The sequence below is a fragment of the Magnetospirillum sp. UT-4 genome (genome assembly GCF_902729435.1).
Classification (GTDB): Bacteria; Pseudomonadota; Alphaproteobacteria; order Rhodospirillales; family Magnetospirillaceae; genus Magnetospirillum.
Map to the genome: position 1 here is coordinate 1 of NZ_CACVCG010000080.1, position 17298 is coordinate 17298.

The window sequence follows — 17298 nt, forward strand, 5'->3', positions numbered from 1 at the left end:
CTCCATCACCCCGCACACCAAGTTCAAGGCCGAAGCCTACATCCTGACCAAGGAAGAGGGCGGCCGTCACACCCCGTTCTTCACCAACTACCGCCCGCAGTTCTACTTCCGCACCACGGACGTGACCGGCGTGGTGTCGCTGCCGGAAGGCACCGAGATGGTGATGCCGGGCGACAACATCTCGATGGAAGTCAACCTGATCGCCCCCATCGCCATGGACGAAGGCCTGCGCTTCGCCATCCGCGAGGGTGGCCGCACCGTCGGCGCCGGCGTGGTGGCCAAGATCGTCGAGTAGGAATGATCAGCGTGACCACGCCGAAGCCGACGATTCTTTTCGTGAGCGTGTTTCACACGCGCGGTGCCGGCGTGGTTGCCAAGATCATCGAGTAAGCGTATAAGGGGCGGCTTCGGTTGCCCGGACCTGTCCGCCGGCCCCTCTGCGAAGGGGGGCCGGCGTGTCGGTTGAAGGAGTGTAGCTCAACTGGTAGAGCACCGGTCTCCAAAACCGGGGGCTGGGGGTTCGAGCCCCTCCACTCCTGCCAGCCGGCCGGTCAGGCCGAATCATAAAGGGAAGCCCCGCTTCGGGGCTCATGTCGACGAAAGAATGATGGCAAAGACGTCTCCAGCTCAGTTCGTCAAGCAGGTCCGCCAGGAAGTCGCTAAGGTGACGTGGCCGAGCCGTCGCGAAACCTCCATCTCCACCATGATGGTGTTCGCGATGGTGGTGCTCGCCTCGATCTTCTTCCTGCTGGTGGACCAGATTTTCGCCTGGATCGTCAAGCTGCTGTTCGGTCTGGGAGGTTGATATGGCGACGACCGCCCGCTGGTATGTGATCCACGTCTATTCCGGTTTCGAGAAGAAGGTCGCCCAGTCGATCCGCGAGCAGGCCGAGCAGAAGGGCATGGCCGAGCTGTTCGACCAGGTCCTGGTTCCGACCGAGGAAGTGGTCGAGGTCCGCCGCGGCTCCAAGGTGAATGCCGAGCGCAAGTTCTTCCCCGGCTACGTGCTGGTGAAGATGGTGCTGACCGACGACACCTGGCACCTGGTCAAGAACACGCCCAAGGTCACCGGCTTCCTGGGCGGCAAGGGCCGCCCGGTGCCGATCACCGAGGCCGAGGCCGACCGCATCATCCGTCAGGTCCAGGAAGGCGTCGAGCGGCCCAAGCCCTCGATCACCTTCGATGTCGGCGAGCAGGTGCGGGTCTCCGACGGCCCCTTCACCTCGTTCAACGGCATGGTCGAGGAAGTGGACGAGGAGAAGGCCCGCCTCAAGGTGGCGGTGTCCATTTTCGGCCGCTCCACCCCGGTCGAGCTGGAATACTCGCAGGTCGAGAAGGTTTGAGTTTTCTGCCGGCCCGGAGCGGTTTCCGGGGCGGTTCGGGGCGGGAGGCCTGCCATTGGCCGTACCGCCGTCTCTGATGTCCAGAGGATGAGAAGATGGCAAAGAAAGTTATCGGTTACATCAAGCTTCAGGTGCCGGCCGGCAAGGCCAATCCGTCGCCGCCGATCGGTCCGGCGCTGGGTCAGCGCGGCCTGAACATCATGGAGTTCTGCAAGGCGTTCAACGCCCAGACCCAGCAGCTCGAGCCGGGCATGCCGATTCCGGTGGTGATCACCGCCTATTCGGACCGCACGTTCACCTTCGTCACCAAGACCCCGCCGATCACCTACTTCCTGAAGAAGGCGGCCGCCATCACCAAGGGGTCGCAGACCCCCGGCAAGGGCGGCACCGTGGGCAGCGTGACCATGGAGCAGATCCGCGAGATCGCGGCCAAGAAGATGGTGGACCTCAACGCCAATGACGTTGAAGCGGCCTCCAGCATGATCGTCGGTTCGGCCCGGTCCATGGGCCTCAAGGTGGTGGAGTAGTCCCATGGCGCACATCGGAAAGCGACTGAAGACCTCCTACGAGGGCGTCGACCGCGAGAAGTTCTATGGTCTGGCCGAGGCCGTGAAGGTCATCAAGGCCGGGGCCAAGGCCAAGTTCGACGAGACCGTCGAGATCGCGCTGAACCTGGGCGTCGATCCGCGCCATGCCGACCAGATGGTCCGCGGCGTCATCGAGCTGCCGCACGGCACCGGCAAGACCGTGCGCGTCGCCGTCTTCGCCAAGGCCGACAAGGCCGAGGAGGCCCGCAAGGCCGGTGCCGACATCGTCGGTGCCGAGGACCTGGCCGAGCAGATCCAGGGCGGCATGATGGATTTCGACCGCTGCATCGCCACCCCCGACATGATGGGCGTGGTCGGTCGGCTGGGCAAGATCCTGGGTCCGCGCAACCTGATGCCGAACCCCAAGCTGGGCACCGTCACCCCGAACGTCACCGAAGCGGTGCGTGCGGCCAAGGCGGGCCAGGTGCAGTTCCGCGTCGAGAAGGCCGGCATCATCCATGCCGGCATCGGCAAGGCCTCGTTCGACGAGGACAAGCTGGTGGCCAACATCAAGGCCTTCGTCGATGCCATCAACAAGGCCAAGCCGTCGGGCGCCAAGGGCACCTATCTCAAGAAGGTGTCGCTGTCCTCGACCATGGGCCCGGGCGTCAAGCTGGACATCGCCACCATCGGCGGCTGACCGGCGCACGCCGTTTGACCAGTTTCCCCTCCCTCGGGAGGGGGAAGGGGAGCCCCTTCGCAAGGGGGGCTCCCGAACCTGTCCGAGACCGTAGGTGCCAACCGGGATAGACCTTCCGGACGGCTTGATGGGATCACCCGCCTGCGTAGACAGAGATGAACCCGTTTCCTCCCGCCCCCCTGGGGCGGACCGGATGCGGCTTGAAGCTCTGGGACAGGCCACCGGCTATCGCCGGCCGGCCCTGGTGCCGACCGGTGAGGCCAAAGGGCAATGGACCGGTGCCAACCGCCAATCCTGGCGGGGAAGCCCGGCTCGCTGTTTGGAGACGAAAGTGGACCGGACACAGAAAAAGGAGTGGGTCGGTACGCTGCATGAGACGCTCGGGGACGCATCCCTGGTCGTCGTCACCCATTACACGGGGTTGACGGTGGCCGAGATGACCGACCTGCGCGGCAAGATGCGTGCGGCCGGCGCCAGCTTCAAGGTGACCAAGAATCGTCTCACCAAGCTCGCCCTTGAGGGGACCGCGTACAGCAGCATCGCCGACCTGTTCAACGGCCCGACCGCCATCGCCTTTTCGAAGGACCCGGTCGCCGCCGCCAAGGTCGCCGCCGAATACGCCAAGGCCAACGAGAAGCTGAAGATCCTGGGTGGATCTTTGGGTGACAAGCGCCTCGACGTCGATGGCATCAAGGCCCTCGCCACCCTGCCGTCCCTGGACGAGCTGCGTGGCAGGCTCATCGGCATGCTCAATACGCCGGCCACCCGCATCGCCGGAGTGCTGCAGGCTCCCGCCGGCCAATTGGCCCGGGTGCTCAGCGCAAAGGCGGAAAAGGACGCTGCGTGAGTGCGAACCGACTACCAATCCCAGAACACAAGCCTTATCTAGGAGTCTACAATGGCTGATCTCGCTAAGCTCGTTGACGAGCTGTCCGCCCTCACCGTCCTCGAGGCGGCTGAGCTTTCCAAGATGCTCGAAGAGAAGTGGGGCGTTTCCGCCGCCGCTCCGGTTGCCGTGGCCGCCGCCCCGGTCGCCGCCGCCGCCGCGGTCGAGGAGAAGACCGAGTTCGAGGTCGTCCTGACCGAGGCCGGCGAAAAGAAGATCAACGTCATCAAGGAAGTGCGCGCCATCACCGGCCTGGGCCTGAAGGAGGCCAAGGATCTGGTCGAGGCTGCGCCCAAGACCGTGAAGGACGGCGTCTCGAAGGACGAGGCGGAGAAGATCAAGAAGGTGCTCGAAGAGGCCGGTGCCAAGGTCGCCGTCAAGTAATCGAGCAGCTTCGGCTGTTTGCCCAGCGGGCCGGGAGCGGTGGCGGAGACGCCGCCGCTGTCCGGCCCAATGGTGCTTGTAATGCCCGGCCGGCCATTTGCGCGGCGTAAGGGCACCAGGACCGATTTCGTTATGTACTTTTCCCGGGGCGGCTTTCCGCCCACCTTGGCCCCGATTTCCGGGGCCGACCGAGATCTGAGGACGAGGAACGGCAATGGCTAAATCCTACACGGGTCGGAAGCGGGTTCGTAAGAGCTTCGGGCGTATCCCCACGGTTGCCCCGATGCCCAACCTGATCGAGGTGCAGAAGAGCTCCTATGATCACTTCCTGCAGATGGACACCGCCCCGGAGAAGCGGGCCAATGTCGGCCTCCAGGAGGTGTTCAAGTCCGTCTTCCCGATCCGCGACTTCTCGGAACGCGGCACCCTGGAATTCGTCAAGTACGAGCTCGAGCAGCCCAAGTACGACGTCGAGGAGTGCCAGCAGCGCGGCATGACCTTCGCGGCGCCGCTGAAGGTGACGCTCCGCCTGGTGGTGTGGGACATCGACGAGGATACCGGCGCGCGCTCGATCCGCGACATCAAGGAGCAGGACGTCTACATGGGCGACATGCCCCTGATGACGGCCAACGGCACCTTCGTCATCAACGGCACCGAGCGCGTCATCGTGTCGCAGATGCACCGCTCGCCGGGCGTGTTCTTCGACCACGACAAGGGCAAGACCCACTCGTCGGGCAAGTACCTGTTCGCCGCCCGCGTCATCCCCTATCGCGGCTCGTGGCTGGACTTCGAGTTCGATGCCAAGGACCTAGTCTACGTGCGCATCGACCGCCGCCGCAAGCTGCCGGTCACCACCCTGCTCTATGCGCTGGACAACCCGGCGACCGAGAGCCTGCGCGCCGCGCGCAAGGCCGACCACAAGCCGGTCGAACTGGGCGAGCTGAAGGGCATGACCTCCGAGGACATCCTCGGCTATTTCTACGACCGCACCATCTATACCCGCGGCCCCAAGGGCTGGAAGACCGCCTTCCTCCCCGAGCGCATGAAGGGCGTCAAGCTGGTCTACGACCTGATCGACGCCAAGACCGGAGAGAAGGTGGCCGAGGCCGGCTCCAAGATGACCCCGCGCCTGGGCAAGAAGCTGAAGGAGCAGGGCGTCGATGACATCCTGGTGCTGCCCGAGGACCTGGTCGGCCAGTACGTCGCCGAGGACATCATCAACGAGCAGACCGGCGAGATCTTCATCGAGGCCGGCGACGAGCTGAACGTCAACAGCCTGGCCGAGCTGGAGAAGGCGGGCATTTCCGAGCTGCCCTGCCTGGCCATCGACCACATCAACGTCGGCCCGTACATCCGCAACACCCTGGCCATCGACAAGAACTCCTCGCGCGAGGAGGCCCTGATCGACATCTACCGGGTCATGCGTCCGGGCGAGCCGCCGACCCTGGAAACCGCCGAGGCGCTGTTCCAGGGCCTGTTCTTCGATTCCGAGCGCTACGACCTGTCGGCGGTCGGCCGCGTCAAGATGAACTCGCGCCTGGGCTTCACCGACAAGACCGTGCCCGACACCACCCGGGTGCTGCGCCGCGACGACATCCTGGCGGTGATCAAGATCCTGGTCGAACTGAAGGACGGCAAGGGCGAGATCGACGACATCGATCATCTCGGCAACCGCCGTGTCCGCTCGGTCGGCGAGCTGATGGAGAACCAGTACCGCGTCGGCCTGCTGCGCATGGAGCGCGCCATCCGCGAGCGCATGAGCTCGGTGGACATCGATTCGGTGATGCCGCACGACCTCATCAACGCCAAGCCGGCGGCGGCGGCGGTGCGCGAGTTCTTCGGGTCGTCGCAGCTGTCCCAGTTCATGGACCAGACCAACCCGCTGTCCGAGATCACCCACAAGCGCCGCCTTTCGGCGCTGGGGCCGGGCGGTCTCACCCGTGAGCGCGCCGGCTTCGAGGTGCGCGACGTGCACCCCACCCATTACGGCCGCATCTGCCCGATCGAGACGCCGGAAGGCCCGAACATCGGCCTGATCAACAGCCTGGCCACCTACGCCCGGGTCAACCAGTACGGCTTCATCGAGGCCCCCTACCGGCGCATCCAGGACGGCAAGGTCACCGACGAGGTGCTGTATCTCTCGGCCATGGAGGAAGGGCGCTACACCATCGCCCAGGCCAATTCCGAGCTGGATGCCGAAGGCCGCTTCGTCCATGACCTGGTGTCGTGCCGCCAGGCCGGCGAGTTCGTCATGGTGCCGCCATCGGAAATCACCATGATCGACGTCAGCCCCAAGCAGCTGGTGTCGGTGGCCGCGGCGCTGATCCCGTTCCTCGAGAACGACGACGCCAACCGCGCCCTGATGGGCTCGAACATGCAGCGCCAGGCGGTGCCGCTGATCCGCGCCGAGGCGCCGCTGGTCGGCACCGGCATGGAGCAGGCGGTGGCCCGCGATTCCGGTGCGGCGATCACCGCCAAGCGCACCGGCATCGTCGACCAGGTCGATGCCACCCGCGTGGTCATCCGCGCCACCGAGGACGTGGCCTCCCACGAATCCGGCGTCGATATCTACAACCTGCTGAAGTTCCAGCGCTCCAACCAGAACACCTGCATCACCCAGAAGCCGCTGGTGAAGGTGGGCGACATGATCCGCAAGGGCGACATCATCGCCGACGGCCCCAGCACCCAGCTGGGCGAGCTGGCGCTGGGCCGCAACGTGCTGGTCGCCTTCATGCCCTGGAACGGCTACAACTTCGAGGATTCCATCCTGATCTCGGAACGCATCGTCCGTGACGACGTGTTCACCTCGATCCACATCGAGGAATTCGAGGTCATGGCCCGCGACACCAAGCTGGGCCAGGAGGAAATCACCCGCGACATTCCCAACGTGGGCGAAGAGGCGCTGAAGAACCTGGACGAGGCCGGCATCGTCTATATCGGTGCCGAGGTCAAGCCGGGCGACATCCTGGTCGGCAAGGTCACGCCCAAGGGCGAAAGCCCGATGACCCCGGAAGAGAAGCTGCTGCGCGCCATCTTCGGCGAGAAGGCCTCGGACGTGCGCGACACCAGCCTGCGCCTGCCCCCGGGCGTCACCGGCACCATCGTCGAGGTCCGCGTCTTCTCGCGGCGCGGCGTCGAGAAGGACGAGCGCGCCTTGGCCATCGAACGGGCCGAGATCGAGCGTCTGGCCAAGGACCGCGACGACGAGCGGGCCATCCTGGAGCGGTCGTTCTACGCCCGCCTGAAGCAGGTGCTGCTGGGCAAGAAGGTGGTCTCGGGTCCCAAGGGCCTGAAGGCCGGCGCGGCGCTGACCCAGGAGATGCTGGCCGAGCTGCACACCAGCGCCTGGCGCAACGTCGCCGTCGATGACGACGCCGCCATGGCCGATGTCGAGCAGCTCAAGCGGGCCTTCGACGCCGCCGTCGACCGCCTGCAGGAGCGCTTCGAAAACAAGGTCGAGAAGCTGCAGCGCGGCGACGAGCTGCCGCCCGGCGTGATGAAGATGGTCAAGGTCTTCGTCGCGGTGAAGCGCAAGCTGCAGCCCGGCGACAAGATGGCCGGCCGCCACGGCAACAAGGGCGTCATCTCGCGCATCACCCCGCTCGAGGACATGCCCTACCTGGACGACGGCCAGCAGGTCGACATCGTGCTCAACCCGCTGGGCGTGCCCAGCCGCATGAATGTCGGGCAGATCCTGGAAACCCACCTGGGCTGGGCCTCGGCCGGCCTGGGCCAGCAGATCGGCAAGCTGCTGGAGGCCTATCGCCACGGCGCCGCCAAGGTCCCCGACATCCGCAAGAAGCTCGACGACGTCTACGGCCCGCAGATCTATTCCGACGAGATCGCCGATTTGGGCGATCCCGAGATCCTGGAGCTGGCGGACAACCTGACCCACGGCATCCCGTTCGCCTCGCCGGTGTTCGACGGTGCCCGCGAAAGCGACATCTGCGAGATGCTGGAGAAGGCGGAGCGCCACCGCTCGGGCCAGGTCACGCTGTATGACGGCCGCACCGGCGAGCCCTTCGACCGCCGCGTCACGGTGGGCTACATCTACATGCTGAAGCTGCACCACCTGGTGGACGACAAGATCCACGCCCGCTCCATCGGCCCCTACTCGCTGGTCACCCAGCAGCCGTTGGGCGGCAAGGCGCAGTTCGGCGGCCAGCGCTTCGGCGAAATGGAGGTGTGGGCGCTGGAAGCCTACGGCGCCGCCTATACGCTGCAGGAGATGCTGACGGTGAAGTCCGACGACGTGTCGGGCCGCACCAAGGTCTACGAGGCCATCGTCCGCGGCGACGACAACTTCGAGGCCGGCATCCCCGAATCGTTCAACGTGCTGGTCAAGGAACTGCGCTCGCTCGGCCTCAACGTCGAGCTCACCCAGCGCAATTATTGATCCGAACTTGAAACCTGGCGCGGGGGGCATCGCCCCCCGCCGCACCCCAGCATGATGCGGGAGTAGGTCATGAATGAATTGATGAAGATCTTCGGTCAGGTCAGCGGCACGCAGTCCTTCGACCAGATCCGGATTTCCATCGCCAGCCCCGAGCGCATCCGCTCGTGGTCCTACGGCGAGATCAAGAAGCCCGAGACCATCAACTACCGCACCTTCAAGCCGGAGCGCGACGGCCTGTTCTGCGCCCGCATCTTCGGCCCGATCAAGGATTACGAGTGCTTGTGCGGTAAGTACAAGCGCATGAAGTATCGCGGCATCATCTGCGAGAAGTGCGGCGTCGAGGTGACGCTGGCCAAGGTCCGGCGCGAGCGCATGGGCCACATCGAACTGGCCAGCCCGGTCGCCCACATCTGGTTCCTCAAGTCGCTGCCCAGCCGCATCGGCCTGCTGTGCGACATGACGCTGAAGGACCTGGAACGCATCCTCTATTTCGAGAACTACGTGGTGGTGGAGCCCGGCCTCACCCCGCTGAAGCTGCGCGAGCTGCTGAGTGAAGAGCAGTACATGCGCGCGGTGGACGAATACGGCGACGACGCCTTCACCGCCAAGATCGGCGCCGAGGCCATCCGCGACATGCTGTCGGCCATCGACCTCGAGGCCGAGAAGGACCAGCTCAAGATCGACCTCAAGGAGACCACCTCCGAGGCCAAGCGCAAGAAGCTGGTCAAGCGCCTGAAGCTGGTCGAGGCCTTCCTCGAATCCGGCTCGCGTCCGGAATGGATGATCCTGGAAGTGATTCCGGTCATCCCGCCCGAGCTGCGCCCGCTGGTGCCCCTGGACGGCGGCCGTTTCGCCACCTCGGACCTCAACGACCTCTACCGCCGCGTCATCAACCGCAACAACCGCCTGAAGCGGCTGATCGAGCTGCGCGCCCCCGAGATCATCGTGCGCAACGAGAAGCGCATGCTGCAGGAGGCGGTCGATGCCCTGTTCGACAACGGCCGCCGCGGCCGCGCCATCACGGGCGCCAACAAGCGCCCGCTGAAGTCGCTCTCGGACATGCTGAAGGGCAAGCAGGGCCGCTTCCGCCAGAACCTGCTGGGCAAGCGCGTCGATTATTCCGGCCGTTCGGTCATCGTGGTCGGTCCCGAGTTGAAGCTGCACCAGTGCGGCCTGCCCAAGAAGATGGCGCTCGAGCTGTTCAAGCCGTTCGTCTATTCCAAGCTGGAACTGTACGGCATGGCCACCACCATCAAGGCCGCCAAGCGGATGGTGGAGAAGGAGCGTCCCGAGGTGTGGGACATCCTGGAAGAGGTCATCCGCGAGCATCCCGTCATGCTCAACCGCGCCCCCACCCTGCACCGCCTCGGCATCCAGGCCTTCGAGCCGGTGCTGATCGAGGGCAAGGCGATCCAGCTGCACCCGCTGGTCTGCACCGCCTTCAACGCCGACTTCGACGGCGACCAGATGGCCGTCCACGTGCCGCTTTCGCTGGAAGCCCAGCTGGAAGCCCGCGTGCTGATGATGTCGACCAACAACATCCTGTCGCCGGCCAACGGCAAGCCGATCATCGTGCCCAGCCAGGACATCGTGCTCGGCATCTACTACATCACCATGGAGCGTGACGAGCAGCCGGGCCTGGCCCAGCGCATCCATTCCATGGACGAGCTGAAGGGCGGCATCGCCAACGGCACCCTGTTCTTCTACAACGCCGCCAACCCGGCCGAGCCGGTCGATACCAAGGACCTGGACGGCCTGATGGACAGGATCGCGCGGCGTCAGGTCACCGCCCACCGCGCGGTGCGGGTGTCCGGCCGCGACGTGCTGGAGGCCGGCCTGGCCTCGGGCGACATCAAGGTGTTCAACGCCGAGAAGCCGGGCACGCCGTTCGGTTCCACCGACGCCGCCGAGATCGAGAAGGCGGTCAAGGCCGGCAAGGCCATCCTGTACCGCATCCCGGCCTTCCGCGACATGGCCGAGATCGAGGCGGCGCTGACCGCCAAGGCGCTGACCCTGCACCAGAAGATCAAGGCCCGCTACCGCAACGTCGATGCCGAGTGCAAGCCGTTCATCGAGGTGGTGGAGACCACTGCCGGCCGCATGCTGCTGTCGGAGGTGCTGCCGCGCAACCCGAACGTGCCGTTCTCGTCCATCAACCGCCTGCTGACCAAGAAGGACATCCAGAACGTCATCGATCTGGTCTACCGCCATTGCGGCCAGAAGGAGACGGTGATCTTCGCCGACCGGGTCATGGGCCTGGGCTATTCCCATGCCTTCAAGGCCGGCATCTCGTTCGGCAAGGACGACATGGTGGTGCCGCTCGCCAAGGACAAGCTGGTCAGCGAGACCGAGGACAAGGCCAAGGAATACGAGCAGCAGTACCAGGACGGCCTGATCACCCAGGGCGAGAAGTACAACAAGGTGGTGGACGCCTGGTCCAAGTGCACCGACGACGTCGCCGACGCCATGATGAAGGAGATCAGCCGCCTGGAACCGGGCCGCATGGTCAACTCCATCTACATGATGGCCCATTCCGGCGCCCGCGGTTCCGCCGCCCAGATGAAGCAGCTGGCCGGCATGCGCGGCCTGATGGCCAAGCCGTCGGGCGAGATCATCGAGACCCCGATCATCTCGAACTTCAAGGAAGGCCTGACCGTGCTGGAGTACTTCAACTCCACCCACGGCGCCCGCAAGGGTCTGGCCGACACCGCGCTGAAGACCGCCAATTCGGGCTATCTCACCCGCCGCCTGGTGGACGTGGCCCAGGACGCCATCATCATCGAGGATGATTGCGGCACCATCAACGGCCTGACCGTCTCGGCGGTGGTCGAGGGCGGCGAGGTCATCAGCCCGCTGGCCGAGCGTATCCTCGGCCGGTCGGCGGCGCGCGACATCATCCATCCCGGCACCGGCGAGGTCATCGTCAAGGCCGCGGCGCTGATCGGCGAATCCGAGGTCGAGCAGATCGACGACGCCGGCATCGAGGTGGTGAGCATCCGCTCGGTGCTGACCTGCGAGTCCGAGAACGGTTGCTGCGGCGCCTGCTACGGCCGCGATCTCGCCCGCGGGACCAAGGTCAATGTCGGCGAGGCGGTCGGCGTCATCGCCGCCCAGTCCATCGGCGAGCCCGGCACCCAGCTGACCATGCGCACCTTCCACATCGGCGGCGCCGCCCAGCGCGGTGCCGAGCAGTCGTCCATCGAAGCGGTGGGCGAGGCAAAGGTGCAGATCATCAACAAGAACGTCGTCACCAACTCGTCCGGTTCGAAGATCGTGATGAGCCGCAATTGCGAAATCGCGATGGTCGACGACAACAACCGCGAACGCGCCCGCCACCGCGTGCCCTACGGCGCCAAGCTGCTGGTCGAGGAAGGCGCGGTCGTCGGCAAGGGCACCAAGCTGGCCGAATGGGACCCCTACACCCTGCCGATCATCACCGAGATCGACGGTGTCGCCCATTTCGTCGATTTGGTGGAAGGCCTGTCCATGCGCGAGGTGGTCGATGAGGCCACCGGCATCGCCAGCAAGGTGGTGATCGACTGGAAGCAGCAGCCGCGCGGCTCGGAACTGCGTCCGCGGGTCGAACTGCGCGACGCCCACGGCCAGCCGCTGACCCTGCCCAACGGGCTGGAGGCGCGCTACTTCATGTCGCTGGACGCCATCCTGTCGGTGGAGAACGGAGCCAAGCTGCATGCCGGCGACGTGCTCGCCCGCATCCCGCGCGAAGGCTCCAAGACCCGCGACATCACCGGCGGTCTGCCGCGCGTGGCCGAACTGTTCGAGGCCCGCAAGCCCAAGGACCACGCCATCATCGCCGACATCGACGGCCGCGTGGAGTTCGGCAAGGACTACAAGTCCAAGCGCCGCATTCTGGTGGTGCCCGAGGACGGCGATCCCATCGAGTACCTGATCCCCAAGGGCAAGCACGTCTCGGTGCAGGAAGGCGACTACGTCCGGCGCGGCGATCCGCTGATGGACGGCAACCCGGTGCCGCACGACATCCTGCGGGTGCTGGGCGTCGAGGCGCTGGCCCAGTATCTCATCAACGAGATCCAGGAGGTCTATCGCCTGCAGGGTGTGAAGATCAACGACAAGCACATCGAGGTGATCGTTCGCCAGATGCTGCAGAAGATCGAGATCACCGATCCCGGCGACACCACCTTCCTGGTGGGCGAGCAGATCGACCGCGTCGAGTACGAGGCCGAGAACGCCAAGGCCATCCGCGAACAGGGCCGTCCGGCCGGCGGCACCCCGGTGCTGCAGGGCATCACCAAGGCGTCCCTGCAGACCCACTCCTTCATCTCGGCGGCCTCGTTCCAGGAGACCACCCGGGTGCTGACCGAAGCGGCGGTGTCGGGCAAGGTCGACACCCTGAACGGCCTGAAGGAGAACGTCATCGTCGGCCGCCTCATCCCCGCCGGCACCGGCGCGGTGATGAACCGCCTGCGCGAGATCGCCGCCAAGCGCGATCGCGAGATGCAGGTGGAAGGCGGAGAGGAGGCCGAGGCCCCGGCCCTGGCCGCCACCCAGGTGGACGCCGGCGCCCAACCGTCGGCCCCGCCCATCGGCGAATAGGTCCGGAACCGTTCAATCACCCCCGCCGCGGCGACGCGGCGGGGGTTTTTGTTTTGCGGGAAATCTCCCCTCCCCGTCCATGGGGAGGGGGCATCACACCTTCTTGTCCAGCGCATCGCCGCGCTGGGAGATGTTCTCCAGGCGCGGTCCCCGCAGGGGCGGCGGCAGCCGGACCGGGAAGGCCGGGTTGGGATCGGTTGCCGCCGGGGCGGTGAAGGCGTCGATCAGCGGCTCGGGCATGGCGGCGGCGAGGCGGACCGGATAGGGCGACAGCGGCTCGTCGACGGTGATGGTGGTGGCGAAGGCCTCGATCAGCGGCTCCGGCGCCGGATCGGCGGCGGGAACAGGAGGCGGCGGGGCAGGGGCCGGAGCCGGGGCTGCGGCCACCTGCAGCGGCGGGCCTTCCTGCGACTGCGGCGGGGCGTCATCCTCGGGACGGGATTCCGGGCGCAGGGCGGCGAGGTCGATGCCCGGGCGGGTGTTGCGGGCGACCGGCGCCATGTCCTTCTGGGCGCCGTTATACTGGGCCAGCACCGTCCTGTAGAGGCTGTCCAGGCTGCGCGGGCCCGATTCGCCGGGGCCGTTGAACAGCTCGGGATTGGCCAGGGCGGCCTTGGGCAGCACGCCGGCGGCCTCCTGCTGGGAATCGGTCTCCAGCCCCTTCAGCACCCGGATGGCGCCGCCGGCGCCGAGGAAGTGGGCGAGGTAGAGGTCCTGGGCCGAGACCGGACGGCCCAGGCTCTTCTGCAGCACCTGCTTGTTGTCCTTGGCGTATTCCGCCGCCATCAGGGCCGACACCCGGGGATCGCGGCGCAGGTCCAGGATCTCCTTCTTCAGCGCCTTGTCGGTGACGGTCCAGCGGCCATCGGGTCCCTTGACGACGGCCTCGGCGTAATTACCCAGGCCGTGGTCGCCGCCGTGGTTCTTGACCATCTCCAGCCAGGTGCCGGCGGTGAACTGGTAAAGCCCCATGGCCGACGAGCGGCGGTTGCGCGCATCGGGATCGAAGCCGCTTTCCTGGTTGGCCTTGGCCAGCAGGTATTCGAACGGCACCCCGGTGCGTTCGGCGGCATCGCGGATGTGGGTGGCGATGCGGCTGTTGTCGGCGGCGTCGGGGGCCAGGCCTTGCGGTGCGACGGGGGCGGTCTTCATCGAGGCTCCGGACACTCTTCTTACTGTTCCGCCATGATAGTGCCGAATTGGTTACCAGACCGCAAACGGACACAGGGCAGGCCCGCCCCGGGGGCGAGGTTGCGGGCCGACTCTTTCTCTTGACGAGGGGGGTGGGGATAAATAGGATGCGGCGCTCTCGGAGAACCGGCTTGGGCGCAATGCCTTTGGGCCGAGGCTCCGGATCATCTGATACACCTCGTGTGACGCCGAACGGGTGGGCGACCGGCACCCGAACGAAGCCCCGGTGGCATTGGCCACCGGTTGGTTTTTTTCTTGGTTGCCCATAGTTCGGCTTTAAGGAAGCGACTGAATGCCCACGATCAACCAATTGATCCGTAAGCCGCGCCAGCCTCTGACGGCGCGCAACAAGGTGCCGGCCCTCGAGGCCTGCCCGCAGAAGCGCGGTGTCTGCACCCGCGTGTACACCACCACCCCGAAGAAGCCCAACTCCGCTTTGCGTAAGGTCGCCCGCGTGCGCCTGACCAACGGCTTCGAGGTGACCAGCTACATCCCGGGCGAAGGTCACAACCTTCAGGAACACTCGGTGGTGATGATCCGTGGCGGTCGCGTCAAGGACCTGCCCGGTGTCCGCTATCACATCATCCGCGGCACCCTCGACACCCAGGGTGTGAAGGACCGTAAGCAGCGCCGTTCCAAGTACGGCGCCAAGCGTCCGAAGTGAGGTAACAGACCATGTCCCGTCGTCATGCCGCCGAAAAGCGCGAAATCAACCCGGATGCCAAGTTTGGCGACCTGGTCATTGCCAAGTTCATGAACTGCCTGATGCTGGACGGCAAGAAGTCCGCCGCCGAGGCCATCGTCTACGGCGCCCTGGAGAAGATCCAGAACAAGACCGGCCAGGATGCCCTGAAGGTCTTCCACGACGCCCTCGACAACGTGAAGCCCTCGGTCGAGGTGCGGTCCCGCCGCGTCGGCGGCGCCACCTATCAGGTGCCGGTGGAAGTGCGGACCGAACGCCGCCAGGCCCTGGCCATCCGTTGGCTGATCGACTATTCGCGCAAGCGCTCCGAGACCACCATGGTCGATCGGCTGTCGGGCGAATTGCTGGATGCCGCCAACAATCGCGGTGCTTCGGTGAAGAAGCGCGAGGATACCCACCGTATGGCGGACGCCAACAAGGCGTTCTCGCACTACCGCTGGTAAACCCTACTCCAGAGAGATCCCATGGCTCGCACGACGCCCCTCGATCGCTATCGCAACATCGGCATCATGGCCCACATCGATGCCGGCAAGACGACCACGACCGAGCGCATCCTTTATTACACCGGCAAGTCCTACAAGATCGGCGAGGTGCATGAAGGCACCGCGACCATGGACTGGATGGAGCAGGAACAGGAGCGCGGCATCACCATCACCTCGGCCGCGACCACCGCTTTCTGGCGCGACCACCGCATCAACATCATCGACACCCCCGGCCACGTCGATTTCACCATCGAGGTGGAGCGGTCCTTGCGCGTGCTCGACGGTGCGGTGACGGTGTTCGACTCGGTGGCCGGCGTCGAGCCGCAATCCGAGACGGTGTGGCGCCAGGCCGACAAGTACGGCGTGCCGCGCATCTGCTTCGTCAACAAGATGGACCGCATCGGCGCCAACTTCTACCGCTGCGTCGACATGATCAAGGACCGCCTGGGTGCGCGTCCGCTGGTCCTGCACCTGCCCATCGGCGAAGAGAGCGGCTATGCCGGCATCGTCGATCTGCTGCGCAACTGCGCGGTGATCTGGAAGGACGAGTCCCTGGGCGCCCAGTTCGAGGACCACCCCATTCCGGCCGATCTGGCGGACCGGGCGGCCGAATACCGCGCCCAGCTGATCGAGACCGCGGTCGAGATGGACGACGATGCCATGGAGCAGTACCTGGGCGGCGAGGAGCCGTCCCTCGAGGTGCTGCAGAAGTGCATCCGCAAGGGCACCATCAGCCGCACCTTCGTGCCGGTGCTGTGCGGTTCGGCGTTCAAGAACAAGGGCGTGCAGCCCCTGCTCGACGCCGTCATCGACTACCTGCCGGCGCCCATCGACGTCCCCGCCATCGAGGGCGTCAAGTACGGCACCGAGGACGAGATCCAGAAGCACGCCACCGACGACGAGCCCTTCGCCGGCCTGGCCTTCAAGATCATGAACGACCCCTTCGTCGGCTCGCTGACCTTCGTCCGCGTCTATTCCGGCGTGGTGGAAAGCGGCTCCTACATCCAGAACACGGTGAAGGAGAAGCGCGAGCGGGTGGGCCGCATGCTGCTGATGCATGCCAACAGCCGCGAGGAAATCAAGGAAGCCCGCGCCGGCGACATCGTCGCCTTCGCCGGCCTCAAGGACACCACCACCGGTGACACCCTGTGCGATCCCACCCCCAGCGCGCTGGTGGTGCTGGAGCGCATGGAATTCCCCGAGCCGGTGATCGAGGTGGCGGTGGAGCCCAAGTCCAAGGCCGACCAGGAGAAGATGGGCATGGCCCTGGCCCGCCTGGCCGCCGAGGATCCGTCGTTCCGCGTCGCCTCCGACCCCGAATCCGGCCAGACCGTGATCAAGGGCATGGGCGAACTGCACCTGGAGATCCTGGTCGATCGCATGAAGCGGGAATTCAAGGTGGAAGCCAACGTGGGCGCGCCGCAGGTGGCCTACCGCGAGACCATCTCGAAGGTCTACGAGGTCGATTACACCCACAAGAAGCAGACCGGCGGTTCCGGCCAGTTCGCCCGCGTCAAGATCAAGTTCGAGCCGGGCGAGACCGGTGCCGGCTTCGTCTTCGAGAACAAGGTGGTCGGCGGTTCGGTGCCGAAGGAATACGTGCCCGGCGTCGAAAAGGGCATCCGTTCGGCCATGGATAACGGCGTCATCGCCGGCTTCCCGCTGATCGACTTCAAGGCGACCCTGACCGACGGCGCCTACCACGACGTCGATTCGTCGGTGCTGGCCTTCGAAATCGCGTCGCGCGCCGCCTTCCGCGAAGGCATCGCCAAGGCCGGCCCGAAGCTGCTCGAGCCGATGATGAAGGTCGAGGTGGTGACGCCCGAGGATTACATGGGCGACGTCATCGGCGACCTCAACAGCCGCCGCGGCCAGGTCAACGGCATGGATCAGCGCGGCAATGCCCGCGTGGTCACCGCCATGGTGCCGCTGGCCAACATGTTCGGTTACGTCAACACCCTGCGCTCGATGTCGCAGGGCCGCGCCCAGTACAGCATGACCTTCGACCACTACTCGGAAGTGCCGAGCAATGTGGCCGAGGAAATTCGTGCCAAGCTGGCCGGCTGAACCCGCTGAAAACCCATTCGAGGACGGAGTAGAGAAAGATGGCT

The 17298-nt window shown here is 65.7% G+C and carries 12 protein-coding genes, 1 tRNA gene and 1 pseudogene; 13 read left to right on the forward strand and 1 reads right to left on the reverse strand.

The genetic code is table 11. The annotated features are described in order from the left end of the window. From tuf to rpoC, 10 genes and pseudogenes are all read left to right on the forward strand, one after another. Window positions 1–295: pseudogene (gene tuf / locus MTBUT4_RS11835) on the forward strand (elongation factor Tu); the annotation flags it as partial. Between the two features lie 171 nt (window positions 296–466). Then, window positions 467–542, forward strand: a tRNA-Trp gene (locus MTBUT4_RS11840). Between the two features lie 122 nt (window positions 543–664). Next, complete coding sequence (secE, locus tag MTBUT4_RS11845; RefSeq protein ID WP_217424160.1) at window positions 665–805, forward strand: preprotein translocase subunit SecE; 141 nt, start codon at window positions 665–667, stop codon at window positions 803–805. Between the two features lies 1 nt (window position 806). Further along, the gene (nusG, locus tag MTBUT4_RS11850; protein WP_173979905.1) at window positions 807–1343 is read left to right on the forward strand and encodes a transcription termination/antitermination protein NusG; all 537 of its coding nucleotides are present in this window, start codon (window positions 807–809) and stop codon (window positions 1341–1343) included. A 95-nt stretch (window positions 1344–1438) separates the two neighbouring features. After that, complete coding sequence (rplK, locus tag MTBUT4_RS11855; RefSeq protein ID WP_173979906.1) at window positions 1439–1870, forward strand: 50S ribosomal protein L11; 432 nt, start codon at window positions 1439–1441, stop codon at window positions 1868–1870. A gap of 4 nt (window positions 1871–1874) precedes the next feature. Then, on the forward strand, window positions 1875–2570 hold the full coding sequence (rplA, locus tag MTBUT4_RS11860; protein WP_173979907.1) for a 50S ribosomal protein L1: 696 nt from the start codon (window positions 1875–1877) through the stop codon (window positions 2568–2570). 331 nt (window positions 2571–2901) lie between these two features. Beyond that, on the forward strand, window positions 2902–3417 hold the full coding sequence (gene rplJ, locus MTBUT4_RS11865; protein WP_173979914.1) for a 50S ribosomal protein L10: 516 nt from the start codon (window positions 2902–2904) through the stop codon (window positions 3415–3417). 51 nt (window positions 3418–3468) lie between these two features. Beyond that, on the forward strand, window positions 3469–3840 hold the full coding sequence (rplL, locus tag MTBUT4_RS11870; RefSeq protein WP_173979908.1) for a 50S ribosomal protein L7/L12: 372 nt from the start codon (window positions 3469–3471) through the stop codon (window positions 3838–3840). Between the two features lie 214 nt (window positions 3841–4054). Beyond that, window positions 4055–8236, forward strand: a complete 4182-nt coding sequence (rpoB, locus tag MTBUT4_RS11875; RefSeq protein WP_173979909.1) for a DNA-directed RNA polymerase subunit beta — start codon at window positions 4055–4057, stop codon at window positions 8234–8236. A 69-nt stretch (window positions 8237–8305) separates the two neighbouring features. Next, the gene (rpoC, locus tag MTBUT4_RS11880) at window positions 8306–12811 is read left to right on the forward strand and encodes a DNA-directed RNA polymerase subunit beta' (RefSeq protein WP_173979910.1); all 4506 of its coding nucleotides are present in this window, start codon (window positions 8306–8308) and stop codon (window positions 12809–12811) included. A 93-nt stretch (window positions 12812–12904) separates the two neighbouring features. Here rpoC and MTBUT4_RS11885 read toward each other — a convergent pair whose 3' ends face one another. After that, complete coding sequence (locus tag MTBUT4_RS11885) at window positions 12905–13963, reverse strand: transglycosylase SLT domain-containing protein (protein ID WP_173979911.1); 1059 nt, start codon at window positions 13961–13963, stop codon at window positions 12905–12907. Between the two features lie 331 nt (window positions 13964–14294). Between MTBUT4_RS11885 and rpsL the strand changes: the two genes are divergently transcribed. From rpsL to fusA, 3 genes are read left to right on the forward strand one after another with little or no spacing between them, the layout of a single operon-like run. After that, window positions 14295–14666: a 30S ribosomal protein S12 gene (rpsL, locus tag MTBUT4_RS11890; protein ID WP_068503296.1), complete on the forward strand. Its 372-nt coding sequence runs from the start codon at window positions 14295–14297 to the stop codon at window positions 14664–14666. Window positions 14667–14677: 11 nt separating this feature from the next. After that, window positions 14678–15148: a 30S ribosomal protein S7 gene (gene rpsG, locus MTBUT4_RS11895; RefSeq protein WP_173979912.1), complete on the forward strand. Its 471-nt coding sequence runs from the start codon at window positions 14678–14680 to the stop codon at window positions 15146–15148. 21 nt (window positions 15149–15169) lie between these two features. Continuing rightward, window positions 15170–17254, forward strand: coding sequence for an elongation factor G (gene fusA / locus MTBUT4_RS11900; RefSeq protein WP_173979913.1), 2085 nt, complete (start codon window positions 15170–15172; stop codon window positions 17252–17254). The last annotated feature ends 44 nt before the right edge of the window (window positions 17255–17298 follow it).